This is a genomic window from Segatella baroniae DSM 16972 = JCM 13447 (assembly GCF_000426585.1).
Taxonomy (GTDB): Bacteria; Bacteroidota; Bacteroidia; order Bacteroidales; family Bacteroidaceae; genus Prevotella; species Prevotella baroniae.
Window position 1 is genome coordinate 119,490 of the sequence record NZ_AUFQ01000005.1, and the last position, 21,295, is coordinate 140,784.

Here is a 21,295-nt window from a genome sequence, read left to right on the forward strand (position 1 = left end):
TACAGAACTTACTTTCTATTGTCCTTGTCACCGTCATTTGTTATGGTGATCCGTCGATTGCTGTTGTCGCACAAAACGTCGTTGATAATCTCCGTAATCTGGGCTTTCAGCTCGTTGATGAACTGTGTGGGATCGTATTTCCGGTGCTCTATGTCGCGTAGCTTCTTTTCCCAAATGCCCGTCAACTCGCAGCTTTTGAGCAGTTCCTCATGAATCGTGTCGATGAGTTCGATACCTGTCGGCGTGGCCATGAGGTTCTTCCGCTGGCGACGGATGTAGTGTCGCTTGAACAAAGTCTCGATGATACCTGCCCGGCTGGATGGTCTGCCAATGCCGTTTTCCTTCAATGCTGTTCTCAACTCTTCGTCTTCAACGAACTTTCCGGCTGTTTCCATGGCGCGCAGCAGCGTAGCCTCCGTGTAGTATTTGGGCGGTGTGGTCTGCTTCTCGGTCAAGGTGGGTTGGTGTGGGCCGCTTTCGCCTTTGACGAAGGTCGGCAACGTGCGCTCTTCGTCGGTCGGCTTGGCTTCATCGGCCGTTTCCGCTTCCTCCTTCTTGTGTTCGTAAACCACGTGCCAGCCTGGGTCGAGAATCTCCTTGCCCGACGCCTTGAACTCTATCGAGTCGATTTCGCCCAAGACGGTGGTGGTGGAAAACTTGCAATCGGGGTAAAACGCGCTGATGAAACGCCGTGTGATGAGGTCGAAAACATGACGCTCCATGTCGGAAAGGCCTTGTGGAACGACACCGGTGGGGATGATGGCGTGGTGGTCGGTCACCTTGCTCGTGTCGAAAACTTTCTTGCTCTTGGGCAACGGCTTGCCTCCCAGTGGCCTGACAAGGTCGGCATAGGGTGAAAGACCTCCGAACTTCGTCTGGAAAATGCCGTTCATGATCTGCGGACACTTCGGATATATGTCGTCGCTCAGATACTGTGTGTCCACACGCGGATAGGTGGTGACTTTCTTTTCGTAAAGGCTTTGAACGAGATTGAGGGTCGTTTCGGCCGAAAAACCAAACTTCTTGTTGCAATCCACCTGCAAGGAAGTGAGGTCGTAGAGGTGAGGCGGGTTCTCCACTCCTTTCTTTTTGCCGACACTTGTGACGGTAAACGGCTTGCCTTCGATGGTGGCGAAAGCATCTTCACCTTCTTCCTTGCTGGTGAACTTGCCTTTTGTCGCCGTGAATTGCGTGTCGCGATAGATGGTGGCGAGAATCCAGTAAGGCTCTGGTTTGAAGTTTTCAATCTCTTTCTGTCGGTTGACAATGAGTGCCAGCGTAGGGGTTTGTACGCGTCCGATACTCAACACCTGGCGGTTCTGGCCATATTTCAGCGTATAGAGGCGTGTGGCGTTCATGCCCAATATCCAATCGCCGATGGCCCGCGACAGTCCGGCAAGGTAAAGAGGCTGGTAGTCGCTTTGATCTTTCAAGTTTTGAAAGCCTTCGCGGATGGCTTCGTCGGTCATGGAGCTTATCCACAATCGCTTCACGGGGCACTTGGCCTGTGCCTTCTGCATGACCCAACGCTGGATAAGCTCACCTTCCTGGCCGGCGTCGCCGCAGTTGATGATACCGTCGGCGGCTTGCATGAGCTTCTCGATGGTCGCAAATTGGTTCTTGATGCCCTGGTCTTCGATGAGTTTGATACCGAATCGTTGCGGTATCATGGGTAGAGCGGCCAGGCTCCAGTGCTTCCAGTTCTCGGAATAGTCATTGGGTTCTTTCAGACAACAAAGGTGTCCAAAGGTCCATGTCACCTGGTAGCCGTTGCCTTCCATATAGGTTTTCTTGTCACTTGTGGCACCTATGATGCGGGCAATGTCTCTTCCAACGCTGGGTTTCTCTGCTATGCAAACTATCATTGTGTTCTCTTTGCTTCGAATTGCAAAGATACGGGTTTTAATTTTCATGACAAAGGGCCGCCTTTATCTTTTGGATGAAACGCCGCCTCTTGACAACGGCGTTTCAATCTTGCCCTTGATGCGTTGAAACGATTTTAACATGACGATTTAGTTGTTATTCCCTTGTGATTTCGTACCTTTGCAACACCAAACTATAATAGGTATTATAATGAGAGAGTTTTTAAGGATGGCGTGGGTGCCCGTGTTGTCATGCGCCCTTATGTCATCGTGTGTGAAAGACGAACCGCTCAATGCCGAGTGCGACATAGAGGCCATTTCGTTTCATTTGAGTCAACCTGATGACGTGTTTTACAATGCAACCGACACCCTTCAAAACGTGTCATCAACCGTTTCTGAGATTATAGTCGATGTGCGCCGCAAGGCTGATATCAGCGCATTGGCTCCTGTTTTTAAACTTACGGATGGCGCGACGGTCAGCCCCGCGAGTGGTTCTGTGCAAGATTTCAGCCGTGGGCCGGTCACCTACACTGTCACTTCGCAGGACGGTGTCTGTCGTCGTGTCTACCAACTGGCCGTGAAACCCGTGGCCAAGATGTTGAACGACACGGTAAAGTTCAATTTCGAACATGTCATTTCGTCGGGAATCGGCAATGGTGTGTTGTACCATGAATGGCAGGAGCGGCATGCCGACGGCACCTTGTCCACCGACTGGGGTTCCGGCAATGGAGGTTTTGCCATCACGGCATGGGACAAAACCACGGCCGACTTCCCTTCGGTGTCGATCGAAAATGGCATGGATGGCAAGGCCGTGCAGCTCACCACCCGCTCCACAGGCATGCTCGGGGCCATGATGAAAATGCCGATTGCGGCAGGAAACCTCTTCTATGGTTTCTTCGACCTTAGTAACGCGGCCATGAAACCGCTGCAAGCCACGCAGTTTGGAAGGCCTTTCGACCGCAAGCCGATTCATTTCACAGGCTACTATCAGTATAAGCCTGGTGAGAAACTGACCGACCGGAATAATAAAGTATTGGCCGACCAAACCGACAGTGCCTCCATCTATGCCGTGTTCTATCGCAATCATGACGATGAAGGAAAGGCCATTGTGCTGGATGGAACGAATGTGAAGACAAGCAAACAGATAGTCGCCATGACCGATTTGGGCTATGTAAAGCCTGCGGACGGTTGGACGGCATTCGACGTGGAGTTCAACTATACGGCTGATCTCGACCTCGATTTATTGGCAAATCGGGGCTATAGTCTGGCTCTGGTGTTCTCTTCGAGCAAGCATGGCGACAGCTTCGTCGGCGCGGTGGGTTCGCGGTTGTTGATTGATAAAGTAAGAATCATTTGTGAAAAGGAGGATGTAAAGGAATGAAAAAGATATTTTCAATGGCATGCGTGGCCATGTTTTCATTGGCCGTTCATGCGCAGCAATGTGGTCTGGACGACGTGAAGGTTGACGCCCGGTTGGGTTATAACCTTGGAGGAACAGCGCCCGTAGGGCTTCCCGCTTCCATCCGTGAACTGAAAAGTTATGACTTGACACCCAGTTTCCTGGTGGGTGTCGACGCCGAAAAGCCGTTGGCAAGCCGTCTGGGCCTGTTGGTGGGCTTGCGTTTGGAAAACAAGGGCATGAACGTTGACGCTCGGGTGAAGAACTATCACATGCGAATCAGCAAGGGACAGCAGCAATTGGAAGGACAATTCACGGGCGAGGTGAAGACCAAGATGGCCGAATGGATGCTCACAGTGCCCCTCCAGGCAGCCTGGCACCCTGCCGAAGCCTGGCGTCTGCGCTTCGGCCCCTACTTGTCATACGTGTTTTCACGCGACTTCTCTGGCTATGCGCACGACGGTTATCTGCGCGTGGGCAGTCCAACCGGTGCCAAAGTGGACATCGGCAGTGGGCCCGGGCAGCGGGGCGACTATGACTTTTCGAGTGACATGCGCCGTCTGCAATGGGGTGTTTCACTGGGAGCTGATTGGAAATGCTACCGCCGCATGGGCGCATTCGTCGAATTCAACTGGGGGCTGAGCGGCATTCATCGCTCCAATTTCAAGACCATCGAGCAGACGCTTTATCCTCTTTATGGAACTGTCGGCCTGAATTATAGCCTGAGGTAAGAGACCTTTGGATAAATTATATAATAAAAAGTGTCATGATGGAACTGGCTTCCAAATGACACCTTTTATTTATTACACTGTTATACCCTTTAACCAAGTATTTCTATCCTTGTTCCTCAACCTGCTCCGACAGCTTTTGCAGGCTGCATGGCAGCTGTAGGGAGTCGCAGTTGAGCCGGTGGAGTCGCTCTTCTCCTTTGCTTGTAATGCAGAACTTCATGCAGCGTCTGTCGTCCTTGCAGGTCTTTCGGCGGATGAGGCCGTCCTTTTCGAGCGACGCGATGACCTTCGACGCGTTCGATGGCGTGAGGTTCAACTCCTCGGCGATTTCCCCCGACGAGATGTGGGCTTTGTCGGCAACCAGACACAACAGCATGGCCTCATTGATGTTGAGGCCCAACTTCTGTTGGAGCGAGGCCTCAAACTGCGCGATTGTGCGATAAATGTTTCTGATGCGGCGAATACACTCCTGATTCATCAGCGGTCTTTATTTCAAAAGGGTCGACTTGATGGCCGCTTCAAGCTGCTGCTTGTTCATTGCGCCAACCTGCATCTGCGGCTGACCATCCTTCGGGATGAAGAGCAGAGAGGGGATGGAGCGAATGCCGAACATGGCGGCCAGCTCCTGCTGCTGGTCTACGTCGACCTTATAGATGTCCACTTTGCCCGCATACTCGCCGGCCAGTTCCTCCAAGATGGGTGCCGTAGCCTTGCAGGGGCCACACCAGGTGGCATAGAAGTCGATGATGGCGGGACGTTCGCCTTCAAACACCCACTCTTTCGGGTGCTTCTCAAAGTCCATTACTTTCTTCTTGAACTCGGCTGTGGTCAATTCTGATACTGTCATATTTCTTTTCTCCTTTACTTTTAGTTCTTTATTTACGTTGTTGTTCTGTTGCTGATTCACTTTGTTTTGCGGCTTGCAGGCGGCCATTGTCATGGCGGTTGTGGCTGCGAGCAGGAGTAGGGTGGTTTTCTTCATATCCTTTGGGATGATTGCTGTTTATGTTTGACATTCTTTTGATTTCCCTTGGAAAACGTTGCAAAGGTAATAGAAGGAAGCGACAGCTACAAATTTCTGATGGAAAATAAATCTAAATTAACTATATTCAGTGTGTTATTAACATTTTCCTACGGAAAAAAAAGTGATGTGAAAGCAGCCTTTCGTCAGCATGTTTGGGCTATGGTATGCGTCCTTCGAGCAAGAGGGAGAAGTTCTGTTTGTATGCTTCGACCATGGTTTCGTAGTCGGCCGAGCCTTCGGGGCAGGCCTTGAAGATATCGGTGCGGGCGAATGCGGGGTAAATTTCTTCGTAGTAGTCCAGCATGGCCTGCTTCACGGCACGTGGATTGGTCGCGTCCGCCTTCGCCTCTTGAAGCGTTTGCAGCGCAAACGACCTGAAAAACATCTGTATTTCCTGTTCCAATTCACTCATTTTCATTCTATATTATCAGTTGTTAGTGCAATGTTGGCGTCGTCATCGCGTTGCCTGTCGCCAGCCTCGCCGCGCATGGCTGCGTCTATATTACGTTTCAGTCCGGCGTATTTGACCCGTTTCACGGCACTTCCCTTGAAGAGTTTGCGGTATTGCTCCTCAGTCAGTTGCTGCCAATTGGCCCGCTTCATGCCCAGCAAGTCGGCACTCGGTTGCAGTTCGGGCGTCGTGTTGGGTGTGGCGAAACGGTTCCAGGGGCATGCCGTCTGGCAGCGGTCGCAGCCATAGATGGTGTTGCCCATGGCCTGTCGCGCCTCTTCCGAAAGCGTTCCACGGTTCTCTATCAGCTGATAGCTCAGACACTGTTCGGCGTTGAACGTGGTCGAATGGCGGTGGAGGGCTCCCGTCGGGCACGCGTTGACGCACTTGTGGCAGTTGCCGCAGCGGTTGGGCATGGGGCTGTCATATTCCAATTCAGCCGAAAGGAAGAGTTCGCCCAGGAAGAACATGCTCCCGGCACGGGGAATGATGAGCTGGTGGTTCCGACCGACCCATCCCAGGCCGGCCTTCTCCGCCCAGTAGCGTTCTAAGACCGGGCCGGAGTCGACGAAGATGCGGCATTTGAGGGTGTCGTCGGCCTGCGGTTGCGCTCCGTCCTCCACCTTCCGATACAGACAGTCGACCGCTCCTATGGAGGCGGCCAGCTGCCGCAGCTTGGCTTTCACCACGTCGTGGTAGTCCTTGCCCAGCGCGTAGGCGGCCAACTGGTATTCCTCCTCCGCCATGCGCTGCGCCGGCGCGTAGTTCAGAGCCACGCAGACAATGCTTTTTAGCCCCGGCATGAGCAGCCGCGGGTCGAGCCGCTTGTCGGTGTGGTCGGCCATATACGCCATGCCGGCATGGTGGCCCTCTTGCAACCACGACTTCAACCGCTGTGCCATCAGCTCGTCCACAGGGCCGGCCTTGGCCATTCCGCATGCAAAAAAGCCGAGACGGGTGGCCTCGGCTTTGATTCGGTCAGTCAAAAGTCTTGAATTCATATCCTTGCTCCTTGAGCCATTCGATGGATTTGGGCAGCGCGTACCTGAGCTTGTCTATGCTTTTGAGCGAATCGTGGAACGTGATGATACTGCCGTTGCGGGCATACCGCTTCACGTTGTTGAAGACATCCGGCCCCGTCAGCCACTTGGAATAGTCGCGCGTGACGAGGTCCCACATGACAATCTTGTACTGGCGCGACAGCCACCAATAGACGCTGGCCCGCATCCAGCCGTGCGGAGGTCTGAAGAGATGGGCGTGAATCAGCTCGTTGGCCTTGCTCGTGTTCAGCGCGTAGCTCAATGTCCAATGCTTGAAAGAGCCCATGTGGTTGAACGTGTGGTTGCCGACCTGGTGTCCGGCGTTCACGATGTCGTTGTAAAGGTCGTGATAGCGGAGCACGTTTTCACCCACCATGAAGAACGTAGCCTTCACGTCATACCGCGCCAGCGTCTCAAGAATGAACGGCGTCGACTCGGGGATGGGGCCGTCGTCGAACGTCAGGTAGACCGAATGGTCGTGCTTGTCCATCCGCCAGAGCGCGTGGGGATAAATCCATCGTAGCCATTTGGCCGGCTGTTCGATTATCATGGTCGGTCTGCCGGCTGATTAGTTCTCGGGCAGCACGCCACCCTTGCCCACATAGAGCTTGTAGAAATGCTCGAACTGCTGGCCCTGCTTCACGGCCAGGCCCGCGTCGACGAGCCGTGTTGTCTGTATGATGCTTTGCATGAAGCTCAACTGTCGGAGACAAGACGTCATGGACAGGTTGAACTTGTCTCCTGTGAGGAGCAGACACCAGTTGACATACTGCGCGGTTTCACGCCAGACGGCATTGAGGATTTCACGGGCTTTGGTCTTGTTGCCCAGCAGCGCGTAGGCCTGGGCCATTTCTGTTGCACCGGTCAGGAAACTGTAGCTGAGATAGCTGTAAGGAACATTGTAATTCGGTATCTCGGCTTCGCATTTGGCCAACGCTTTCCGTGCCTCCTCCTTCTTTCCTTCTTGTATCAGCTGGTTGGCCAGCTCGGCGAAGAGGCGCCGGTGCGTGTAGACAAGGCGCAGAACCGTCTCGTCGAGATACAGTCCACGCTGCTTCAGGTTGCCGTATTTGTAGCGGTTCATCAAGTTGTTGTAGACCTTTTCGGTGTCGAAGCTCTTGTTGCCGCTCTGCGGTGTCGTGGTGAAAGGCGTGATGCGGTTGGCCAATCCCTCCTTGACGAAGTTGTCGCCCAGGTTCATGTAGTTGTCTTCGCCCACCGTCAGCGCCACGTAGAGCGGTCGGGTCCAGTTGGCGTTGGCTATCATTTCGAGCATCATGAGGTCGCCTTTGTAGAGCGCGTTCTTCTTTGCCAGCGAAATGACCATGCGGTCTGGGATGGAGTCGCCCGCCATCAGCATGCCGCTGCGCTTCACGGCGTCCTTGTCGATGGTGACATAGACGGTGTCGGTGGGGATGACGTGCAGTTCGTCCTTGCCGTTGCGAACCCAATACTTCAATATGTTCTTCAGTTCAAACGGGCTTTCGCCGAACTGTTTCTTGGCTTCTTCGGGATTCTCCTTGTAGAATTCCATCACCTGCGCCTTGAGACCGGGCTGAATCTGGATGTAGTCGTTCGTGCCCGAGCAGTATTCCAGGCGCGACCATGTGATGGGAACCGAGGGAGAGGTGTAGGCCGGGCGCTTCATCTGGTCGATGTACCAGTCGGTCTGCAGGTAGCTGAGGTTGCAGACGCGGGCGTCCTGACGCACCCCCTCCACGTCCTGGTTGTACCACAGGGGGAAGGTGTCGTTGTCGCCGTTGGTGAAGATGATGGGATATCCTTGGTCCTGAAGCGTCATCAGGTAGTTCTGGCCGAAGTCGCGGCAGGCGTAGCGGCCCGAACGGTCGTGGTCGTCCCAGGTCTGGCTGGCCATCTGGATGGGCACCAGCAGGCAGAGCAGTCCCAAGACGGAGGCCAACACCACGTCGTTTGCCTTGATGTATTTCTTGGCCAGGTCGATGAGGGCGGCCACGCCGATACCGCACCAGATGGCAAAGGCGTAGAACGAGCCCGCGTAGGCATAGTCGCGCTCGCGTGGCTGCATGGGCGTCTGGTTCAGGTAGACCACGATGGCCAGGCCGGTCATGAAGAACAGGAAGAACACCACCCAGAACTGGCGGATTCCGCGCTTGCCGCGCCACGCCTGCCAGAACAGTCCGATGAGGCCCAGGAGCAGCGGCAGACAGTAGAACACGTTGTGTCCCTTGTTGTTCTTCAGGCCGTCGGGCAGCTTGCTCTGGTCTCCCAGACGAGCGTTGTCGATGAACGGAATGCCGGTGATCCAGTTTCCTTTTTCCAAGTCGCCATTGCTCTGGATGTCGTTCTGGCGTCCTGCGAAGTTCCACATGAAGTATCGCCAGTACATGAAGTTGCACTGATAGGACAGGAAGAAGCGGATGTTCTCCAACTGGGTGGGAACCTTCACCGTCATGGGCTCTCCGCAGCGGTCGTAGGGCACATCCGTACCGTCCACGCCACCCATCCAGTCTTCATAGGCCTGCGCGTAGGCACTGCTGTGCATGCGCGGGAAGAACATGTTCTGGGCATAGACGTAGTTGTTCTTGTGGGCGACGACGAAGTAGGAGTCCTTCTCGTCGGCCGATTTCTTTTCCTTGCGGGCGTAGATGGGCGCCCCTTCCTTGCTGACGGGCTTGCACATGTTGCCCTCCTGCTCCAGTTTCACCTGTCCCGTATAGGGCTGACCGTAGAGCAGCGGCCGGTCGCCATACTGGTCGCGGCTCAGGTAGCTGCCCAGCGTGAAGATGTCTTCGGGCGAGTTCTGGTCCATCGGCGGGTTGGCCGACGAGCGGATGACGATGAGGGCGTAGCTCGAATAGCCGATCATGATCATGAGAAAGCCCAGCAGCGTCGTGTTCTTGATGCGTGAAGAGACGAGCGAAAGCTTCTTGCCCCCGACCGTGCGCTTGTAGTTGAGCACAAACCACAGGACGGCCAGCACCAGTATGCCGATGACGGCGGCACTCCAGCCGTAGCCGTAGAAAGGAATGCCCAGCAAGGCGACCGAGAGCAGGAACGAAATGTTCTCCAACTTGTCGTTGCGGTGGTTGTAACTCTCGTAGATCGCCCAAATGACGGCACCCACCAAGAGGACGATGTAGACGATTTCACCCGTGTTGAACGGACATCCCAGCACGTTGACGAAGAACAGCTCGAACCATCCTCCCACGGTGATGATGCCCGGAACAATGCCATAGAGCACGCCCGCCACGATGACGAACGACACCAGCAGGGCCAGCAGGGAGCCTTTCAGCTCGATGTCGGGGAACTTGCGGTAGCAGAACACCAGTACGATGGCCGGGATGCAGAGCAGGTTGAGCAGGTGGACGCCGATACTCAGGCCCGTCATGTAGCAGATGAGGACGAGCCAGCGGTCGCTGTGGGGCTCGTCGGCGTGGTCCTCCCATTTCAGGATGAGCCAGAAGACGACGGCCGTGAACGCCGAAGAGTAGGCATAGACCTCGCCTTCGACGGCCGAAAACCAGAACGTGTCGCTGAAAGTGTAGATCAACGCGCCCACCAGTCCCGAGGCTTCGATGGCAATGAGCTTGCCCAGGCTCATCTCACTCCAGTCCTTCAGAATCAGCTTTCGGGTGAGATGGGTGATGCTCCAGAACAGAAAGAGGATGGTGGTGGCGCTTAGCAGCGCGCTCATCGTGTTGACCCAGCGTGCCACTTGCGAAGCGTCGCTTGCGAAATGGGAGAACAGATTGGCCGTCAGCATGAAGAAAGGCGCTCCGGGCGGGTGACCTATTTCGAGCTTGTAACCGGTCGAGATAAATTCGGGACAGTCCCAGAAGCTGGCTGTCGGTTCAATCGTAGAGCAATATACGACGGCGGCTATCGCGAAAGCCAGCCACCCCATGACATTGTCTACCAGTTTGTACTGTTTCATTATTGTTGTCTGTTATTTCGAAATATCTTCTTGAAAAAAGGTCGCCTGTCTGTCGGCATTCAGGTTCCAACGCGTGCAAAGTTACTATATATTTTTAAAAGTAAAAAGGTAAAAAACTAAAAGAGTAAAAAAACTGAAAGGGTAAAAAGATAAATTAAACGAAAACCTGTCAGCGCGTGGCGCTCCAGGGCATTCCCGCGCGGGAACGCAGAAAAGCGTGGCGCTCCGGGGAAATCCCAAATGGGAAACACGAAATTTCCCGCAGGAAATTCTTAATTTCCAAATGGAAAGATGAAATTTCCCGCAGGAAATTCTTAATTTCCAAATGGAAAGATGAAATTTCCCGCAGGAAATTCTTATTTTCCAAATGGAAAGATCAAATTTCCCGCGGGATTCTTAATTTCCAAATGGAAAGATGAAATTCCCCGCGGGGATTTAACATTTCTAAATGGAAAGATGAAATTTCCCGCGAGGATTTAACATTTCTAAATGGAAAGATGAAATTTCTCGCGGGATTCTTAATGTTTCATAATGGAAATGGAGAATTTCCCGCGGGATTTTCTTTATTCCCCAATGGGAATATGCGTTGGCGCGCGGGATACAATGAAAACCCCCGGCAGCTCGGGCTAAGAGCTGTCGGAGTTTGAGTGTTTTTGAAGTGTTTGGGTTGTCAGAACTTGTGCGAAACGAGCATGTTCTTCGGGTCGAGGGCTTCGTCCAGCTTGTCCTGGGTCATCAGTCCCTTTTCGAGCACGATGTCGTAGACCGAGCGGTTGGTTTCGAGCGCTTCCTTGGCAACCTTCGTACTGTTCTTGTAGCCGATGTAGGGGTTGAGGGCCGTCACGATACCGATGGAGTTCTTGACCATTTCGAGACAACGTTCCTTGTTGACGGTAATGCCCAGTACGCACTTCTCGGTGAAGGTGTCGAGCGCGTTGTGGAGCCAGATGAGGCTTTCGATGAGGCACTCCGTGATGACCGGCTCCATCACGTTCAGCTCCAACTGGCCTGCTTCGGCGGCGAAGCTGACGGTCGTGTCGTTGCCGATCACCTTGAAACAAACCTGGTTGGTCACCTCGGGAATGACGGGATTGACCTTGCCCGGCATGATGGAAGAGCCCGGCGCCATCGGCGGGAGGTTCACTTCGTGCAGGCCGCAGCGGGGCCCCGAGGCCATGAGACGGAAGTCGTTGCAGATCTTCGACAGCTTGATGGCCAGGCGTTTCAGGGCACCGGAGTAGCTGACATACGCGCCGGTGTCGGGCGTTGCCTCCACCAGGTCGGTGGCGGCGACGAACGGTTCGCCCGTCAGTTTGCTCAAGTTGGCCGCGCAGAGCTTCGTGAAGCCGGGCACGGCGTTCAGCCCCGTGCCGATGGCCGTGCCGCCCATGTTGATTTCATGCAGCAGTTTCACGTTGCGGTCGAGGTTGAGTATCTCTTCTTCCAGGTTGTTGGCGTAGGCGTTGAACTCCTGTCCGAAGGTCATCGGGACGGCGTCCTGCAGCTGCGTGCGCCCCATCTTCAGCACGTCCTGGAACTCTTCGGCCTTGTAGCGCAGCGCGCTGATGAGTCCGGTGAGCGAGGCCACGAGGGTCTTGTTCATGCGGATGATGGCATAGCGTATCGTGGTGGGGTAGACGTCGTTGGTGGACTGGCCGCAGTTGCAGTGGTCGTTGGGCGAGCAATACTGGTATTCGCCCTTCTTGTGGCCCATGATTTCGAGCGCGCGGTTGGCGATGACCTCGTTGGCGTTCATGTTGACCGACGTGCCGGCGCCGCCCTGCATCATGTCGATGGGGAAGTTGTCGTGCATTTTGCCGTCGATGAGTTCGCGGCAGGCCTGTGCCATGGCACCCGCAATCTCGTCGTCGATGACGCCGAGGGCGTGGTTGGTCTGCACGGCAGCCAGCTTCACGTAGGCGATGGCGATGACATAGTCGGGATAGTCGCGCATCTTCTTGCGTGAGATGTGGTAGTTGTCAATGCCACGCTGGGTCTGTACGCCGTAATAAGCTTCTTCGGGAACTTTCAATTCGCCCAAAAGGTCGGATTCCACTCTGAATTTCTGTTCTGACATAATATTGTATTTATTCGTTTAAAAAGCCTTGATTCTATACATGAAGCCCAACTCTATGCGGTTGGTGTTGTAGTCTTTCAGCTTGCACTCGTCGCTGAAGTTGACCTTGCGGCCCACGTAGGCCAGGAAAATGCGGAAGTCCTGGTCTTTCGCCGGGTAGTATTCCAGGCTTCCCATGTAGCCGAAGCTCTTGCGATAGTCCTTGCATCGTTCGATCTTGGTGACGCTGGCGGTCTCGTACATGCCCTTGAGCATGAGGTTCCACTGGGGCGCGAACTGCCAGTTGGCTTTGCTGATGAAGCTGTTGTAGTGGACGTCGCTGAAGTAGGTGGGCACGTTGTCGCCGAATGTAGGTTGCAGGTCGGCGGTGGCAATGCCCAGTCGGTCGAGTCCGTCGAAGGCTCCCATGTAGTCGAAGTACCACTGGAAGCGCGGCAGATTGAGCTGTTGGCCGAGGACGAGCATGCGGCTGTACTTGTGTTTGGCCTGCGTCTGAATGCCCCAAGACCAGCGCGTGTTCAGCTTTCCGCCCAGGAAACTGCCGTTCCAGTTGACGATGTAGGTGAGAGGATGGTTGGCCTGCTCCAGCAATCGCTTTCCCGTTCCGTCTTTCTCCACCGAGTAGGCGGGGCTGCCGTAGACGTCGCTCAGCTTGTCGGTGTTGGCGTCTGAAATCTCGACGGCCAGCTCTTGCGTGGGAATCGGCTTGTATGATGCGACGATACCGGCCATGAAGTTGTCCATGTTGTCCACCATGTCGCTGTATTGATAGATGTACATCGGGTTCTCGTCGAACTCGAAGCCGCCCCATATCTGGCACAGCTTGCCGGCCTGAAGCGTCAGTTTGTCGTTGAATTTCCAACCGACCATCATGATGTCGGTGGCCTTCGCGAAGTTGTCTTCGCTCCGTGCCTGGTCGGCCTTGTTGAGACGGTGGCGGAGGCGATAGAAGAGGTGGTCGCCGAGGTTGCCCTTCATCTCGATGCGCAGCTGCTTGTTGGCGAAGCCCGACGTGGCGTCGTCGGCCAGGCTGTTCTTTTCCAGCCGGTAGCTGGCTGCGTAGTTGAAGTACAGGTTGAAGGCGTCGGTCTTCTTTTCAAGCCTGGCCACCTTCTCGGCCAGCGACTTGTAGTCGCCGTCGCAGCCGCCCATGCCGGTGTTGCCGCCCTGCGCGTTCGCGGTCGTTGCCGCCGCCAGAAGGGCGACGGACAGCATTGTCTTTTTCATCTTCATAAGCTTTGAGGGTTTGGTCAATATTCCTGGAAGTATTTCTGAATCTGCTGCCAGTCGTGTGTCTTGGTCAGTGCCAGCTGCAACAGCACGCGGGCTTTCTGCGGATTCAGGTTGAGCGCGGCCACGAAGTGGTACTTGCTGTCGTCGACTTCGCCGTTGAGACAGGTCGGCCCTGTGGGGACACGGCTGGAACGGACGATTTGAATGCCGCTGTTCTGGGCCTTCAACGCCACGTCGAACACGTCCTTGTAGAAGTTGCCGTCGCCCACGCCGGCCAAGACGATACCGTCGAACTTGGCATTCACGAAGGCCTGCATCGGTAGAGCCGAAGCGTTGGCATAGCCATAGACGATTCCCACCTGCGGCAACTTGTCGAGATTGTCGACGTTGAACTCGCTGCGGGTGGTGTGGCGGTAGATGGGTTCGGCGGTGTAGTAGGCCTTTCCGTTGTAGACATAGCCTATCTGGCCGTATGCGCCCTTGAAGGTTGCGCAGTCGGTGGTGTGGCTCTTGTAGAGGTTTTTGGCGTCGATGAGCATGTTGTTCATGCAGGCCATCACGCCATGGCCTTTGGAAGTGGGGTCGCAGAGGGCTGCCACGCCGTTGTAGAGGTTGGCCGGTCCGTCGGCGCTGATGGCCGTCGAGGGACGCATGGAGCCCACGAGGATGACGGGCTTGTCGCTGTGTACGGTCAGCGAAAGGAAGTAGGCGGTCTCCTCCATGGTGTCGGTGCCGTGGGTGATGAGCACGCCGTCGTAGCCTTCGGCATTGAGAAGCTGGTTGATGCGCTTGGCCAGTTTGAGCCAAACCTGGTCGTTCATGTCCTGCGAACCGATGTTGACGAGCTGCTCACCGCTCACTTCTGCCAGCTCTTTCACCTGCGGTACGGCGTCGATGAGGGCCTGAATGCCGACCTGTCCGGCCGTATAGGCCGATGAAGAGGACGAAGCGGCGACGCCGGCGATGGTGCCTCCCGTGGCGATGATGCGGATTTTGGGCTTGGCACATACGGCAATCGTGATGGCGAACACGGCGAGCACGAGCATGGTAAGTCTTAAATTTTTCATAATCAGATGGTTTTAAGTTGGTAATATGAAGTTTTTGGGATAATGAATTCTTTAATAGAAAAAGGTGATGATGAGGTAGCCGACGCCGATGGAGACGAAGGTGGTGATGAATCCGGCCAGCTGGAAGCTGTGGTTCAGCACGTAGCGGCCGATGCGGGTCGTACCCGTGCGGTCGAAGTTGATGGCCGCCACTTCGGTGGGATAGTTGGGAATGAAGAAGTAACCGTTGACGGCGGGGAACATGGCGACAAGCGCCAGTGGGCTGATTCCCAGTCCGATACCGAGCGGATAGAGCGTGCGCACGGTGGCAGCCTGCGAGAACAGCATGATGGACATGAAGAAAAGGGCCACGGAAAAGAGGAAGGGATACTGCGAAACGATGTCGGCGATGTGGGTCTTGAAGAACGCCAGGTTGCCGTTGAAGAAGGTGTCGCCCATCCAGGCGATACCGAATATGCTGACCATGGCGTTCATGCCGGCCGCAAACACGTTGCCCTGCACGGCTTTCTTCACGTCGGCCTTGCTCACGATGAGGATGAGCGCGGCTGTGGACATCATGATGATCTCGATGGTTTCGGGCATGCCGATGCGCGTGGTGGTGTCGTCGACGGTGAAGGAGGGGCGCAGCGAGGGCACGGAACCAAACAAAACAACGAGGAATACGCCCAGAAGGAAGGCGAAGACGGAGTACTGGGCACGCCTGTCGGGGTGCAGTTCCATCTGTTGGAGCAGCTCGGCGTCCTTTTCGGGATTGATGAATCCCTCTTTCACCCTGCGGAGATATTCGGGATCTTTCTCCAGATCCTTGCCGATGAAGTTCTGCACGAACGACGCCACGAGGATGGCGATGAGCGACGCGGGGATGCAGATGAGGAGAATGTCCTTCAGCTCTATGCCGCGGCCGCCCAGCAGGTCGGTGCTGATGACGGCCGCCGTGGCTGCCGAGACGGGACTGCCCGTAATGCCGAGCGAAGCGGCTATCGCGGCAACGCTCATCGGCCGCTCGGGACGAATCTTGCTGTTGGTGGCTATCTCGGAGATGATGGGCAGCAAGGAATAAGAGGTGTGGGCCGTTCCGGCTACGAGACAGAAGAGCCAGGTGGTCAACGGGCCGTAGAAAGTGATGTGGTCAGGATGGCTTTTCAGGAATCTGGCCGCCAAACCGACCAGGTAGTCGAGTCCGCCGGCCGCCTGGAGGGCCGCCGCCGCCGTGATGACGGAGACGATGATGAGCATGACGTCGATGGGGAGTCTGCCCGGTTGCAGGCCGAAGATGAACACGAGGATGAAGACGCCTACCATTCCATAGATTCCGAGACCGATGCTTCCGACTCTGGCGCCTATGAAAATGAGTGCCAAAACGATGAATAACTGTATGAAAATGACAGCGGTGGCCATACGAATCGATTGAAATTAAGAATTTATTGCTGTATCACAATGGCAAAGTTATGCAATTCCGACGGGTGGGCGTTTACAAATTTGCTACTTAATTTTGTAAATTTCAAAACAAATCGTACTTTTGCGACTAAATCGAAACGCATGCAGAACCAGATATTTAACCTGAACGAATTCTCGGCTCGCATACCTGAAGGATGTTATTATGACGCGCAAGTTTCCTACATAGAGGCTTCGGAAGGAAACTTGAAGGCCTTCGCAGGCTGCTCCGCATACTTCAATTTCTATTCAATCGTTTTTGTAGAAAAAGGCTGTTTGTGCTTCCAAGCCAACGGAACGCAGGTGGTTTTGGAAGCGGGAGACCTGTTTTTCGTCACCCCCTATCAGCTTGTTGTGTTTCCGGAGAGGCTTGAGGAGATGCGGGCGGCGCTGATTTTGGTGGAGGCGCACTATTATAATACGGTGAGAAGGGTGGACGACGAGATTCCGAAAAGCATTGTGGAGACCTTTCGGGTGTTGTCGTTGGGCGAATCGCAGCGGCAGGAGTTCGTCACGTGGCACTATCAGATAAAGCATGCCATGATGAAACACCATCTCTATCAGTCGTCGATGATGCGGCATTTGATTCATTTCGGCCAGTTGTTCTTATCCGAAATGATGACGGGAAGCAGGCTGAAGCCGCATGACTCGGGCCACAAGGAAAACATCTTCCGTATCTTTATCCACTTGGCTTATCGCTATTTCAAGGAAGAACATCAAGTCCAGTTCTATGCGGACAGGATGAATATCACGCCGGTTTACCTGACACGGGCCGTGAAGGAGGTGTCGGGCAACACCGTGTTGGCTTATCTGCAGAGCATGCTTTACAACGAGGCGTGCGTGCAGTTGTCGTCCACTTCAAAGACGATTGGTGAGATATCGGAGGATTTGAACTTCAGCGACCAGTCGGCTTTCTCCAACTTTTTCAAGCTGCGTGCGGGCATGTCGCCTGTCGCCTATCGGGGCAGATGAGCCGGCGGGGCCTGCGGCACTCACAATTCAATCACGCGTTTGGCTTCGCGTTTCATCGCGTCGAGGTCGTGGCTGATGATGATGATGGCGCAATGGCGGTTGATGGCATGCAGCATCTTGTACATTTCGCCCTGGAATTGGCGGTCGACGTAGGTGTTGGGTTCGTCCAGGATGACAAGCTCGGGCTTCGAGACGACGGCCCTCGCCAAGAGGACGCGCTGCAACTGTCCGCCGCTGAGCGCCTCGATGTGGCGTGAGGCTAGCGTCTCCAGCCCCATCAGACCGACCACGTCTTCCACTTTCTGCCGGTCTTGGCGTGTGTAGCGATAAGGGAAAAAGGTGTGGCTTTCGAGTCCCGAAAGGATGACGTCTCTCACGGAGATGGGAAACTTCTTGTCTATATCGGTATATTGAGGCAGATAACCCATTCTCAGACTGTCGGTGGGGCGGCCTTCCCGATAGTAGACGACTTCACCGCTTTGTGGCTTCTTCAGTCCCAGGATAATCTTGGCGAGGGTCGTCTTGCCGCATCCGTTAGGCCCGGTGATTGCCGTAAAGTCGTCGGTCTCGATGTCGAAGTTGACATCGGACAGGACGATGTGCCCGTTGTAGGCGGCCGATATGTCTTGAAGTTGTACAAGGTGGGCCATCTTCGTCACTTTAGTTTCTCCGCTATCCGGACCATCTCCTGGTCCCAATGGTAGTTCAGAGGATTGATGTCGGTCATTGTCGCACCGCAACTCTTGGCCACGATGTTGACATTTCGATTGGCGAATCCTTTCTGGACAAAGAGCGTTTTCACCCCTTTGTCGCGCGCGTTGGCGATGACTGATCGCAGCTGCGTGGCACTCGGCTCCCGTCCTTCCTCCTCAATGGGGATTTGCGTGAGCCCGTATTCCCGGGCAAAATAGGTGAGGGAAGGGTGGTAGATCAGGAAGCCCCGCGTCTTGTCCTTGGTGAGTTTGAGTCTGATGGCACGGTCGACGCGTTCGATCTTGTCGACCAAATTGTCCAGATTGGCCTTGAAGTAGGTGCTGTCCTTGCTGTCCACCTCCGCCAGGGCCTTGTAGATGTTGCGTGCCATGCGCAGGGCGTTCGCCGCACTTGTCCACGTGTGCGGATCCTCTATGCCGTTGACGCTCTTCTGAAGATGGATGTCGGCCGACGCGTCGATGATGATCATGTGCGGCGCATTGGTCTCCAGCTTCTTCATCCATGTCCTTTCAAAGCCGAGGTTGCCCACCTTGATGTAGAGGTCGCTGTTGGACAGGTTCATGATCTGCTGGGCCGTGGGCTCATAAAGTTCGGGGTTGCCGCTCGCCGGCACGAGGGTTGTGACGTGAAATCTGTCGCCGGCAATCTGTTCGGTGAAGTAACGAAGCGGTTCGATGCTGACGGTGATTTGCCTTTCGGCCTTTTTGGGGCCGGGCATGCAGGAACTAAGTCCGACTACGGACAGGACTAAAACGATGTATCTGATGAATTTTCCCATGGAAATACTGATGAGTGAGATGAAAAAATTGGCTCTCATGAGCCCTAAGACAATGGTGATGGCACTCCCGAGGAAGGGGATGAAGGCGAAAAAGCCCATCCACGAGCCATAACCGCCCATGAACTTTTTGGCTCTCTCCAGTTGGCGGGGCTTGACACGCAGGTAGTGCTCGATCCAATCCATGCGCCCCATGCGTCCTATGCCATAGTTGAAAAGGCCTCCCAGTACATTGCCTACCGTACTGAAGACGATGAGTTGCCATGGATGGAGTCCTGTGGCAAGCAGTGCCAGCATGACGACTTCGCTGCTGAAGGGAAAGAAGCTGCCGGCAAGAAAGGCCGACAGGAACATGCCCCAGTAGCCCCAGTTTATAAGAAAGTCAGTAATGGTTGCCATGAGTTGAGCGCAGTTAGGAGGAAAGCAGTGACGATGATGGCGATGAACGACAGGTTGGTCACGAAAGTCCTGGTGAATGTGATGTAGTGGGCGATGAGAGGTGCCACGACTGTGATGAGAACAGGTGTCAGCAGGGGAGCGTGCTGCGGTTGGAGGATGATGAAGCAGAGGGTGAAACCAAGCAGGATGATGATGGTTTCGTATATCATCCGCGTCTTGATCTTGTCCAAATAGCTGTTGCGAAGGAAGTGGATGCTGCCCATGACGCCCAAGAGCGCGAAGTAGGCGAGCGACACGAGGGTCATCGTCGAAGGCAGGTTGTAGGGGAAGAGATTGTCGAATGTGGCGATGGACTGTATGTGCGTGGAGATGAACTCCGTGCGTCCCTGATACAGCAGAAGCCCGCCCATGAACCAGTAGGGCGCGAGAAGCCCCATGATGGAGGCCAGAAAACTGCGCCAAGTCATGGAATAGAGGCGCGCCGCCATCAGGAACCAGACGACAGGGACGAAGAATACAATTTGGATAAACCACAAACTGGCGATTCCCAGCATGGCGAACGCAAAGAAGATGGTGCCCATCGAACGCTTGTCCTGGTAGGAACGGAACAGGAACAGCAGGTGTAGGATGAAACACAACTGCACGATTCCCGCCGTAATAGTTGTGGAAAACAAATGTAAAACGGTCAAGTCCAGCATGAGCAAGGAGCACGACACCATCCTGCTGTAGGTGCGTAGCAGCGCATTCCGATTGTTGAGTTCCACCATGAAGTAGGTGGATACAACCATCAATCCGAACTGAATCCAGCGCGTTTGCCCAATCAGTCCGGTCGAAAGGCATGCCAATAGCGCCACAAGAGCAGTCGCCGGCAAGGCGAACCGACTCTCGGCTATCCTGTTTTGTAACCTTTTTACTTTCAAGTGACTTGTTTTATAAGTCCTGGCCGATGTCCCTTCTGAAGTATTTGCCGGTGAACTCGATCTTCTGTGCTTCTTCAAAGGATTTCCGAAGAGCCTCTTCCTTGTCCTTGCCATAGGATGACACCGCGATGACACGGCCGCCATTGGTCACGACCTGCCCCTCTTTTTCGGTGGTGCCGGCATGGAACACGACGCTTCCCGCTACCTTGTCGAGGCCTGAAATGGCATATCCTTTCTTGTATTCCTGCGGATATCCGCCGCTCACGAGCATGACGCTGACCGCAGCACGCTCGTCAAACGAGATTTCGCGTCGGTCCAAATCACCCAGGGCGACGCCTTCAAACAAATCGACGATGTCGCTTTTGAGCCGCAGCATGACGCTTTCCGTCTCCGGGTCGCCCATCCGGCAGTTGTATTCGATGACCATGGGCTCGCCTTTCACGTTGATGAGACCGAAGAAGATGAATCCCTTGTAGTCGATGTTTTCGGCCGCCAGTCCTTCGACGGTGGGACGAATGATGCGCTCTTCCACCTTCCGCATCCACTCTTCGGTGGCGAACGGAACCGGAGAAACGCTGCCCATGCCGCCCGTGTTCAGGCCAGTGTCGTGTTCGCCGATGCGCTTGTAGTCCTTTGCTTCCGGCAGAATCTTGTAGCTTTTGCCGTCTGTCAGGACGAAGACCGAGCACTCTATGCCGTCCAGGAACTCCTCGATGACCACTTTGGCACTGGCATTTCCAAACATGCCTCCCAGCATTTCGCGGAACTCCCGTTGCGCCTCTGTCAGCGTCGGGAGGATGAGGACGCCTTTACCGGCTGCCAACCCGTCCGCCTTCAGCACGTAGGGCGGCTGCAAGGTCTCCAGGAATTTCAGGCCTTCGTCGAGCGTCGTGCCGTCGAAAGTTCCGTAAGCGGCCGTCGGAATGCCGTGCCGCTTCATGAATCCCTTGGCAAAATCCTTGCTGCCTTCAAGCACCGCGCCGGCTTTCGACGGCCCGATGACGGGTATTGCCTTTGTTCTTTCATCCTCCTTGAAGTTGTCGTATATTCCCTTCACCAGCGGATCTTCGGGTCCGACGACCACCATGTCGACGCCATTGGCAAGGGCGAAGTCCTTCAGAGCTTCGAAGTCGTCGGCCCTGATGGCTACGTTCTCGCCGCAGTTCACGGTTCCGGCGTTGCCCGGAGCGATGTAGAGCTTCTCACACTTGCTGCTTTGCGCAATCTTCCAGGCAAGGGCGTGCTCACGGCCACCACTTCCCAACAATAGTATTTTCATAT

19 protein-coding genes are annotated in these 21,295 nt (G+C 54.8%); 3 read left to right on the plus strand and 16 right to left on the minus strand.

Annotated features, from left to right (window positions below; genetic code table 11):
* Window positions 1-8: 8 nt before the first annotated feature.
* Window positions 9-1,865, minus strand: coding sequence for a DNA topoisomerase 3 (locus tag K334_RS13565; protein WP_025881445.1), 1,857 nt, complete (start codon window positions 1,863-1,865; stop codon window positions 9-11).
* 208 nt (window positions 1,866-2,073) lie between these two features.
* On the opposite strand from K334_RS13565, the gene K334_RS0105805 reads away from it, so the two are divergent.
* Both K334_RS0105805 and K334_RS0105810 read left to right on the plus strand, forming a co-directional pair.
* Window positions 2,074-3,243, plus strand: coding sequence for a PCMD domain-containing protein (locus tag K334_RS0105805; RefSeq protein WP_027444656.1), 1,170 nt, complete (start codon window positions 2,074-2,076; stop codon window positions 3,241-3,243).
* Complete coding sequence (locus K334_RS0105810) at window positions 3,240-3,992, plus strand: porin family protein (RefSeq protein WP_025881446.1); 753 nt, start codon at window positions 3,240-3,242, stop codon at window positions 3,990-3,992. The genes K334_RS0105805 and K334_RS0105810 overlap by 4 nt, the downstream gene beginning before the upstream one ends.
* Before the next feature lie 103 nt (window positions 3,993-4,095).
* On the opposite strand, the gene K334_RS0105815 is transcribed toward K334_RS0105810, so the two are convergent.
* From K334_RS0105815 to K334_RS0105860, 11 genes are all read right to left on the minus strand, one after another.
* Window positions 4,096-4,470, minus strand: a complete 375-nt coding sequence (locus K334_RS0105815) for a MarR family winged helix-turn-helix transcriptional regulator (protein WP_025881447.1) — start codon at window positions 4,468-4,470, stop codon at window positions 4,096-4,098.
* Window positions 4,471-4,479: 9 nt separating this feature from the next.
* Window positions 4,480-4,932, minus strand: a complete 453-nt coding sequence (trxA, locus tag K334_RS0105820; protein WP_051218669.1) for a thioredoxin — start codon at window positions 4,930-4,932, stop codon at window positions 4,480-4,482.
* Window positions 4,868-5,008 (minus strand): hypothetical protein, encoded by a 141-nt coding sequence (locus K334_RS15245; protein ID WP_248623507.1) that lies wholly within the window; start codon window positions 5,006-5,008, stop codon window positions 4,868-4,870. Before K334_RS15245 ends, trxA begins: the two co-directional genes overlap by 65 nt.
* Window positions 5,009-5,173: 165 nt before the next feature.
* Entirely contained in the window at window positions 5,174-5,428 is a 255-nt protein-coding gene (locus K334_RS0105825) for a hypothetical protein (protein WP_238319044.1), read from the minus strand.
* A gap of 2 nt (window positions 5,429-5,430) precedes the next feature.
* The gene (queG, locus tag K334_RS13570; protein WP_025881453.1) at window positions 5,431-6,468 is read right to left on the minus strand and encodes a tRNA epoxyqueuosine(34) reductase QueG; all 1,038 of its coding nucleotides are present in this window, start codon (window positions 6,466-6,468) and stop codon (window positions 5,431-5,433) included.
* A complete protein-coding gene (locus tag K334_RS0105835; protein ID WP_021589219.1) occupies window positions 6,446-7,057 on the minus strand; it encodes a polysaccharide deacetylase family protein in 612 nt (203 codons plus the stop codon). The genes queG and K334_RS0105835 overlap by 23 nt, the downstream gene beginning before the upstream one ends.
* An 18-nt stretch (window positions 7,058-7,075) precedes the next feature.
* Entirely contained in the window at window positions 7,076-10,423 is a 3,348-nt protein-coding gene (locus K334_RS0105840; RefSeq protein WP_027444657.1) for a glycosyltransferase family 117 protein, read from the minus strand.
* Between the two features lie 670 nt (window positions 10,424-11,093).
* Window positions 11,094-12,500, minus strand: coding sequence for an aspartate ammonia-lyase (aspA, locus tag K334_RS0105845; protein ID WP_025881454.1), 1,407 nt, complete (start codon window positions 12,498-12,500; stop codon window positions 11,094-11,096).
* An 18-nt stretch (window positions 12,501-12,518) separates the two neighbouring features.
* Window positions 12,519-13,727 carry a porin gene (locus K334_RS0105850; RefSeq protein ID WP_025881455.1) on the minus strand — a complete coding sequence of 403 codons (1,209 nt, stop codon included), beginning with the start codon at window positions 13,725-13,727 and terminating at the stop codon, window positions 12,519-12,521.
* Between the two features lie 23 nt (window positions 13,728-13,750).
* Window positions 13,751-14,800 (minus strand): L-asparaginase 2, encoded by a 1,050-nt coding sequence (ansB, locus tag K334_RS0105855; protein ID WP_027444658.1) that lies wholly within the window; start codon window positions 14,798-14,800, stop codon window positions 13,751-13,753.
* A gap of 51 nt (window positions 14,801-14,851) precedes the next feature.
* On the minus strand, window positions 14,852-16,198 hold the full coding sequence (locus K334_RS0105860; protein WP_025881456.1) for an anaerobic C4-dicarboxylate transporter family protein: 1,347 nt from the start codon (window positions 16,196-16,198) through the stop codon (window positions 14,852-14,854).
* 141 nt (window positions 16,199-16,339) lie between these two features.
* Between K334_RS0105860 and K334_RS13575 the strand changes: the two genes are divergently transcribed.
* Window positions 16,340-17,206, plus strand: a complete 867-nt coding sequence (locus K334_RS13575) for a helix-turn-helix domain-containing protein (RefSeq protein ID WP_025881457.1) — start codon at window positions 16,340-16,342, stop codon at window positions 17,204-17,206.
* Between the two features lie 20 nt (window positions 17,207-17,226).
* Here K334_RS13575 and K334_RS13580 read toward each other — a convergent pair whose 3' ends face one another.
* The 4 genes from K334_RS13580 to purD are packed head-to-tail and all read right to left on the minus strand — an operon-like array spanning window position 17,227 to window position 21,293.
* Window positions 17,227-17,856 (minus strand): metal ABC transporter ATP-binding protein, encoded by a 630-nt coding sequence (locus tag K334_RS13580; RefSeq protein WP_025881458.1) that lies wholly within the window; start codon window positions 17,854-17,856, stop codon window positions 17,227-17,229.
* A 5-nt stretch (window positions 17,857-17,861) separates the two neighbouring features.
* Entirely contained in the window at window positions 17,862-19,094 is a 1,233-nt protein-coding gene (locus K334_RS0105875) for a metal ABC transporter solute-binding protein, Zn/Mn family (RefSeq protein ID WP_027444659.1), read from the minus strand.
* On the minus strand, window positions 19,067-20,014 hold the full coding sequence (locus K334_RS0105880) for a hypothetical protein (RefSeq protein WP_025881459.1): 948 nt from the start codon (window positions 20,012-20,014) through the stop codon (window positions 19,067-19,069). The genes K334_RS0105875 and K334_RS0105880 overlap by 28 nt, the downstream gene beginning before the upstream one ends.
* Window positions 20,015-20,024: 10 nt before the next feature.
* Entirely contained in the window at window positions 20,025-21,293 is a 1,269-nt protein-coding gene (gene purD, locus K334_RS0105885) for a phosphoribosylamine--glycine ligase (RefSeq protein WP_025881461.1), read from the minus strand.
* Between the last annotated feature and the right edge of the window lie 2 nt (window positions 21,294-21,295).

What these genes read in the sequence shown, in the direction of transcription:
- K334_RS0105815 (WP_025881447.1), bottom strand. Translation starts at nt 4,470, where the DNA reads ATGAATCAGGAGTGTATTCGCCGCATCAGAAACATTTATCGCACAATC.
- K334_RS13565 (WP_025881445.1), bottom strand. Translation starts at nt 1,865, where the DNA reads ATGATAGTTTGCATAGCAGAGAAACCCAGCGTTGGAAGAGACATTGCC.
- ansB (WP_027444658.1), bottom strand. Translation starts at nt 14,800, where the DNA reads ATGAAAAATTTAAGACTTACCATGCTCGTGCTCGCCGTGTTCGCCATC.
- K334_RS0105875 (WP_027444659.1), bottom strand. Translation starts at nt 19,094, where the DNA reads ATGGCAACCATTACTGACTTTCTTATAAACTGGGGCTACTGGGGCATG.
- K334_RS15245 (WP_248623507.1), bottom strand. Translation starts at nt 5,008, where the DNA reads ATGTCAAACATAAACAGCAATCATCCCAAAGGATATGAAGAAAACCAC.
- K334_RS0105825 (WP_238319044.1), bottom strand. Translation starts at nt 5,428, where the DNA reads ATGAGTGAATTGGAACAGGAAATACAGATGTTTTTCAGGTCGTTTGCG.
- K334_RS0105805 (WP_027444656.1), top strand. Translation starts at nt 2,074, where the DNA reads ATGAGAGAGTTTTTAAGGATGGCGTGGGTGCCCGTGTTGTCATGCGCC.
- K334_RS0105835 (WP_021589219.1), bottom strand. Translation starts at nt 7,057, where the DNA reads ATGATAATCGAACAGCCGGCCAAATGGCTACGATGGATTTATCCCCAC.
- K334_RS0105810 (WP_025881446.1), top strand. Translation starts at nt 3,240, where the DNA reads ATGAAAAAGATATTTTCAATGGCATGCGTGGCCATGTTTTCATTGGCC.
- trxA (WP_051218669.1), bottom strand. Translation starts at nt 4,932, where the DNA reads ATGACAATGGCCGCCTGCAAGCCGCAAAACAAAGTGAATCAGCAACAG.
- K334_RS13575 (WP_025881457.1), top strand. Translation starts at nt 16,340, where the DNA reads ATGCAGAACCAGATATTTAACCTGAACGAATTCTCGGCTCGCATACCT.
- K334_RS0105850 (WP_025881455.1), bottom strand. Translation starts at nt 13,727, where the DNA reads ATGAAAAAGACAATGCTGTCCGTCGCCCTTCTGGCGGCGGCAACGACC.
- K334_RS0105840 (WP_027444657.1), bottom strand. Translation starts at nt 10,423, where the DNA reads ATGAAACAGTACAAACTGGTAGACAATGTCATGGGGTGGCTGGCTTTC.
- queG (WP_025881453.1), bottom strand. Translation starts at nt 6,468, where the DNA reads ATGAATTCAAGACTTTTGACTGACCGAATCAAAGCCGAGGCCACCCGT.
- K334_RS0105860 (WP_025881456.1), bottom strand. Translation starts at nt 16,198, where the DNA reads ATGGCCACCGCTGTCATTTTCATACAGTTATTCATCGTTTTGGCACTC.
- aspA (WP_025881454.1), bottom strand. Translation starts at nt 12,500, where the DNA reads ATGTCAGAACAGAAATTCAGAGTGGAATCCGACCTTTTGGGCGAATTG.
- K334_RS13580 (WP_025881458.1), bottom strand. Translation starts at nt 17,856, where the DNA reads ATGGCCCACCTTGTACAACTTCAAGACATATCGGCCGCCTACAACGGG.
- purD (WP_025881461.1), bottom strand. Translation starts at nt 21,293, where the DNA reads ATGAAAATACTATTGTTGGGAAGTGGTGGCCGTGAGCACGCCCTTGCC.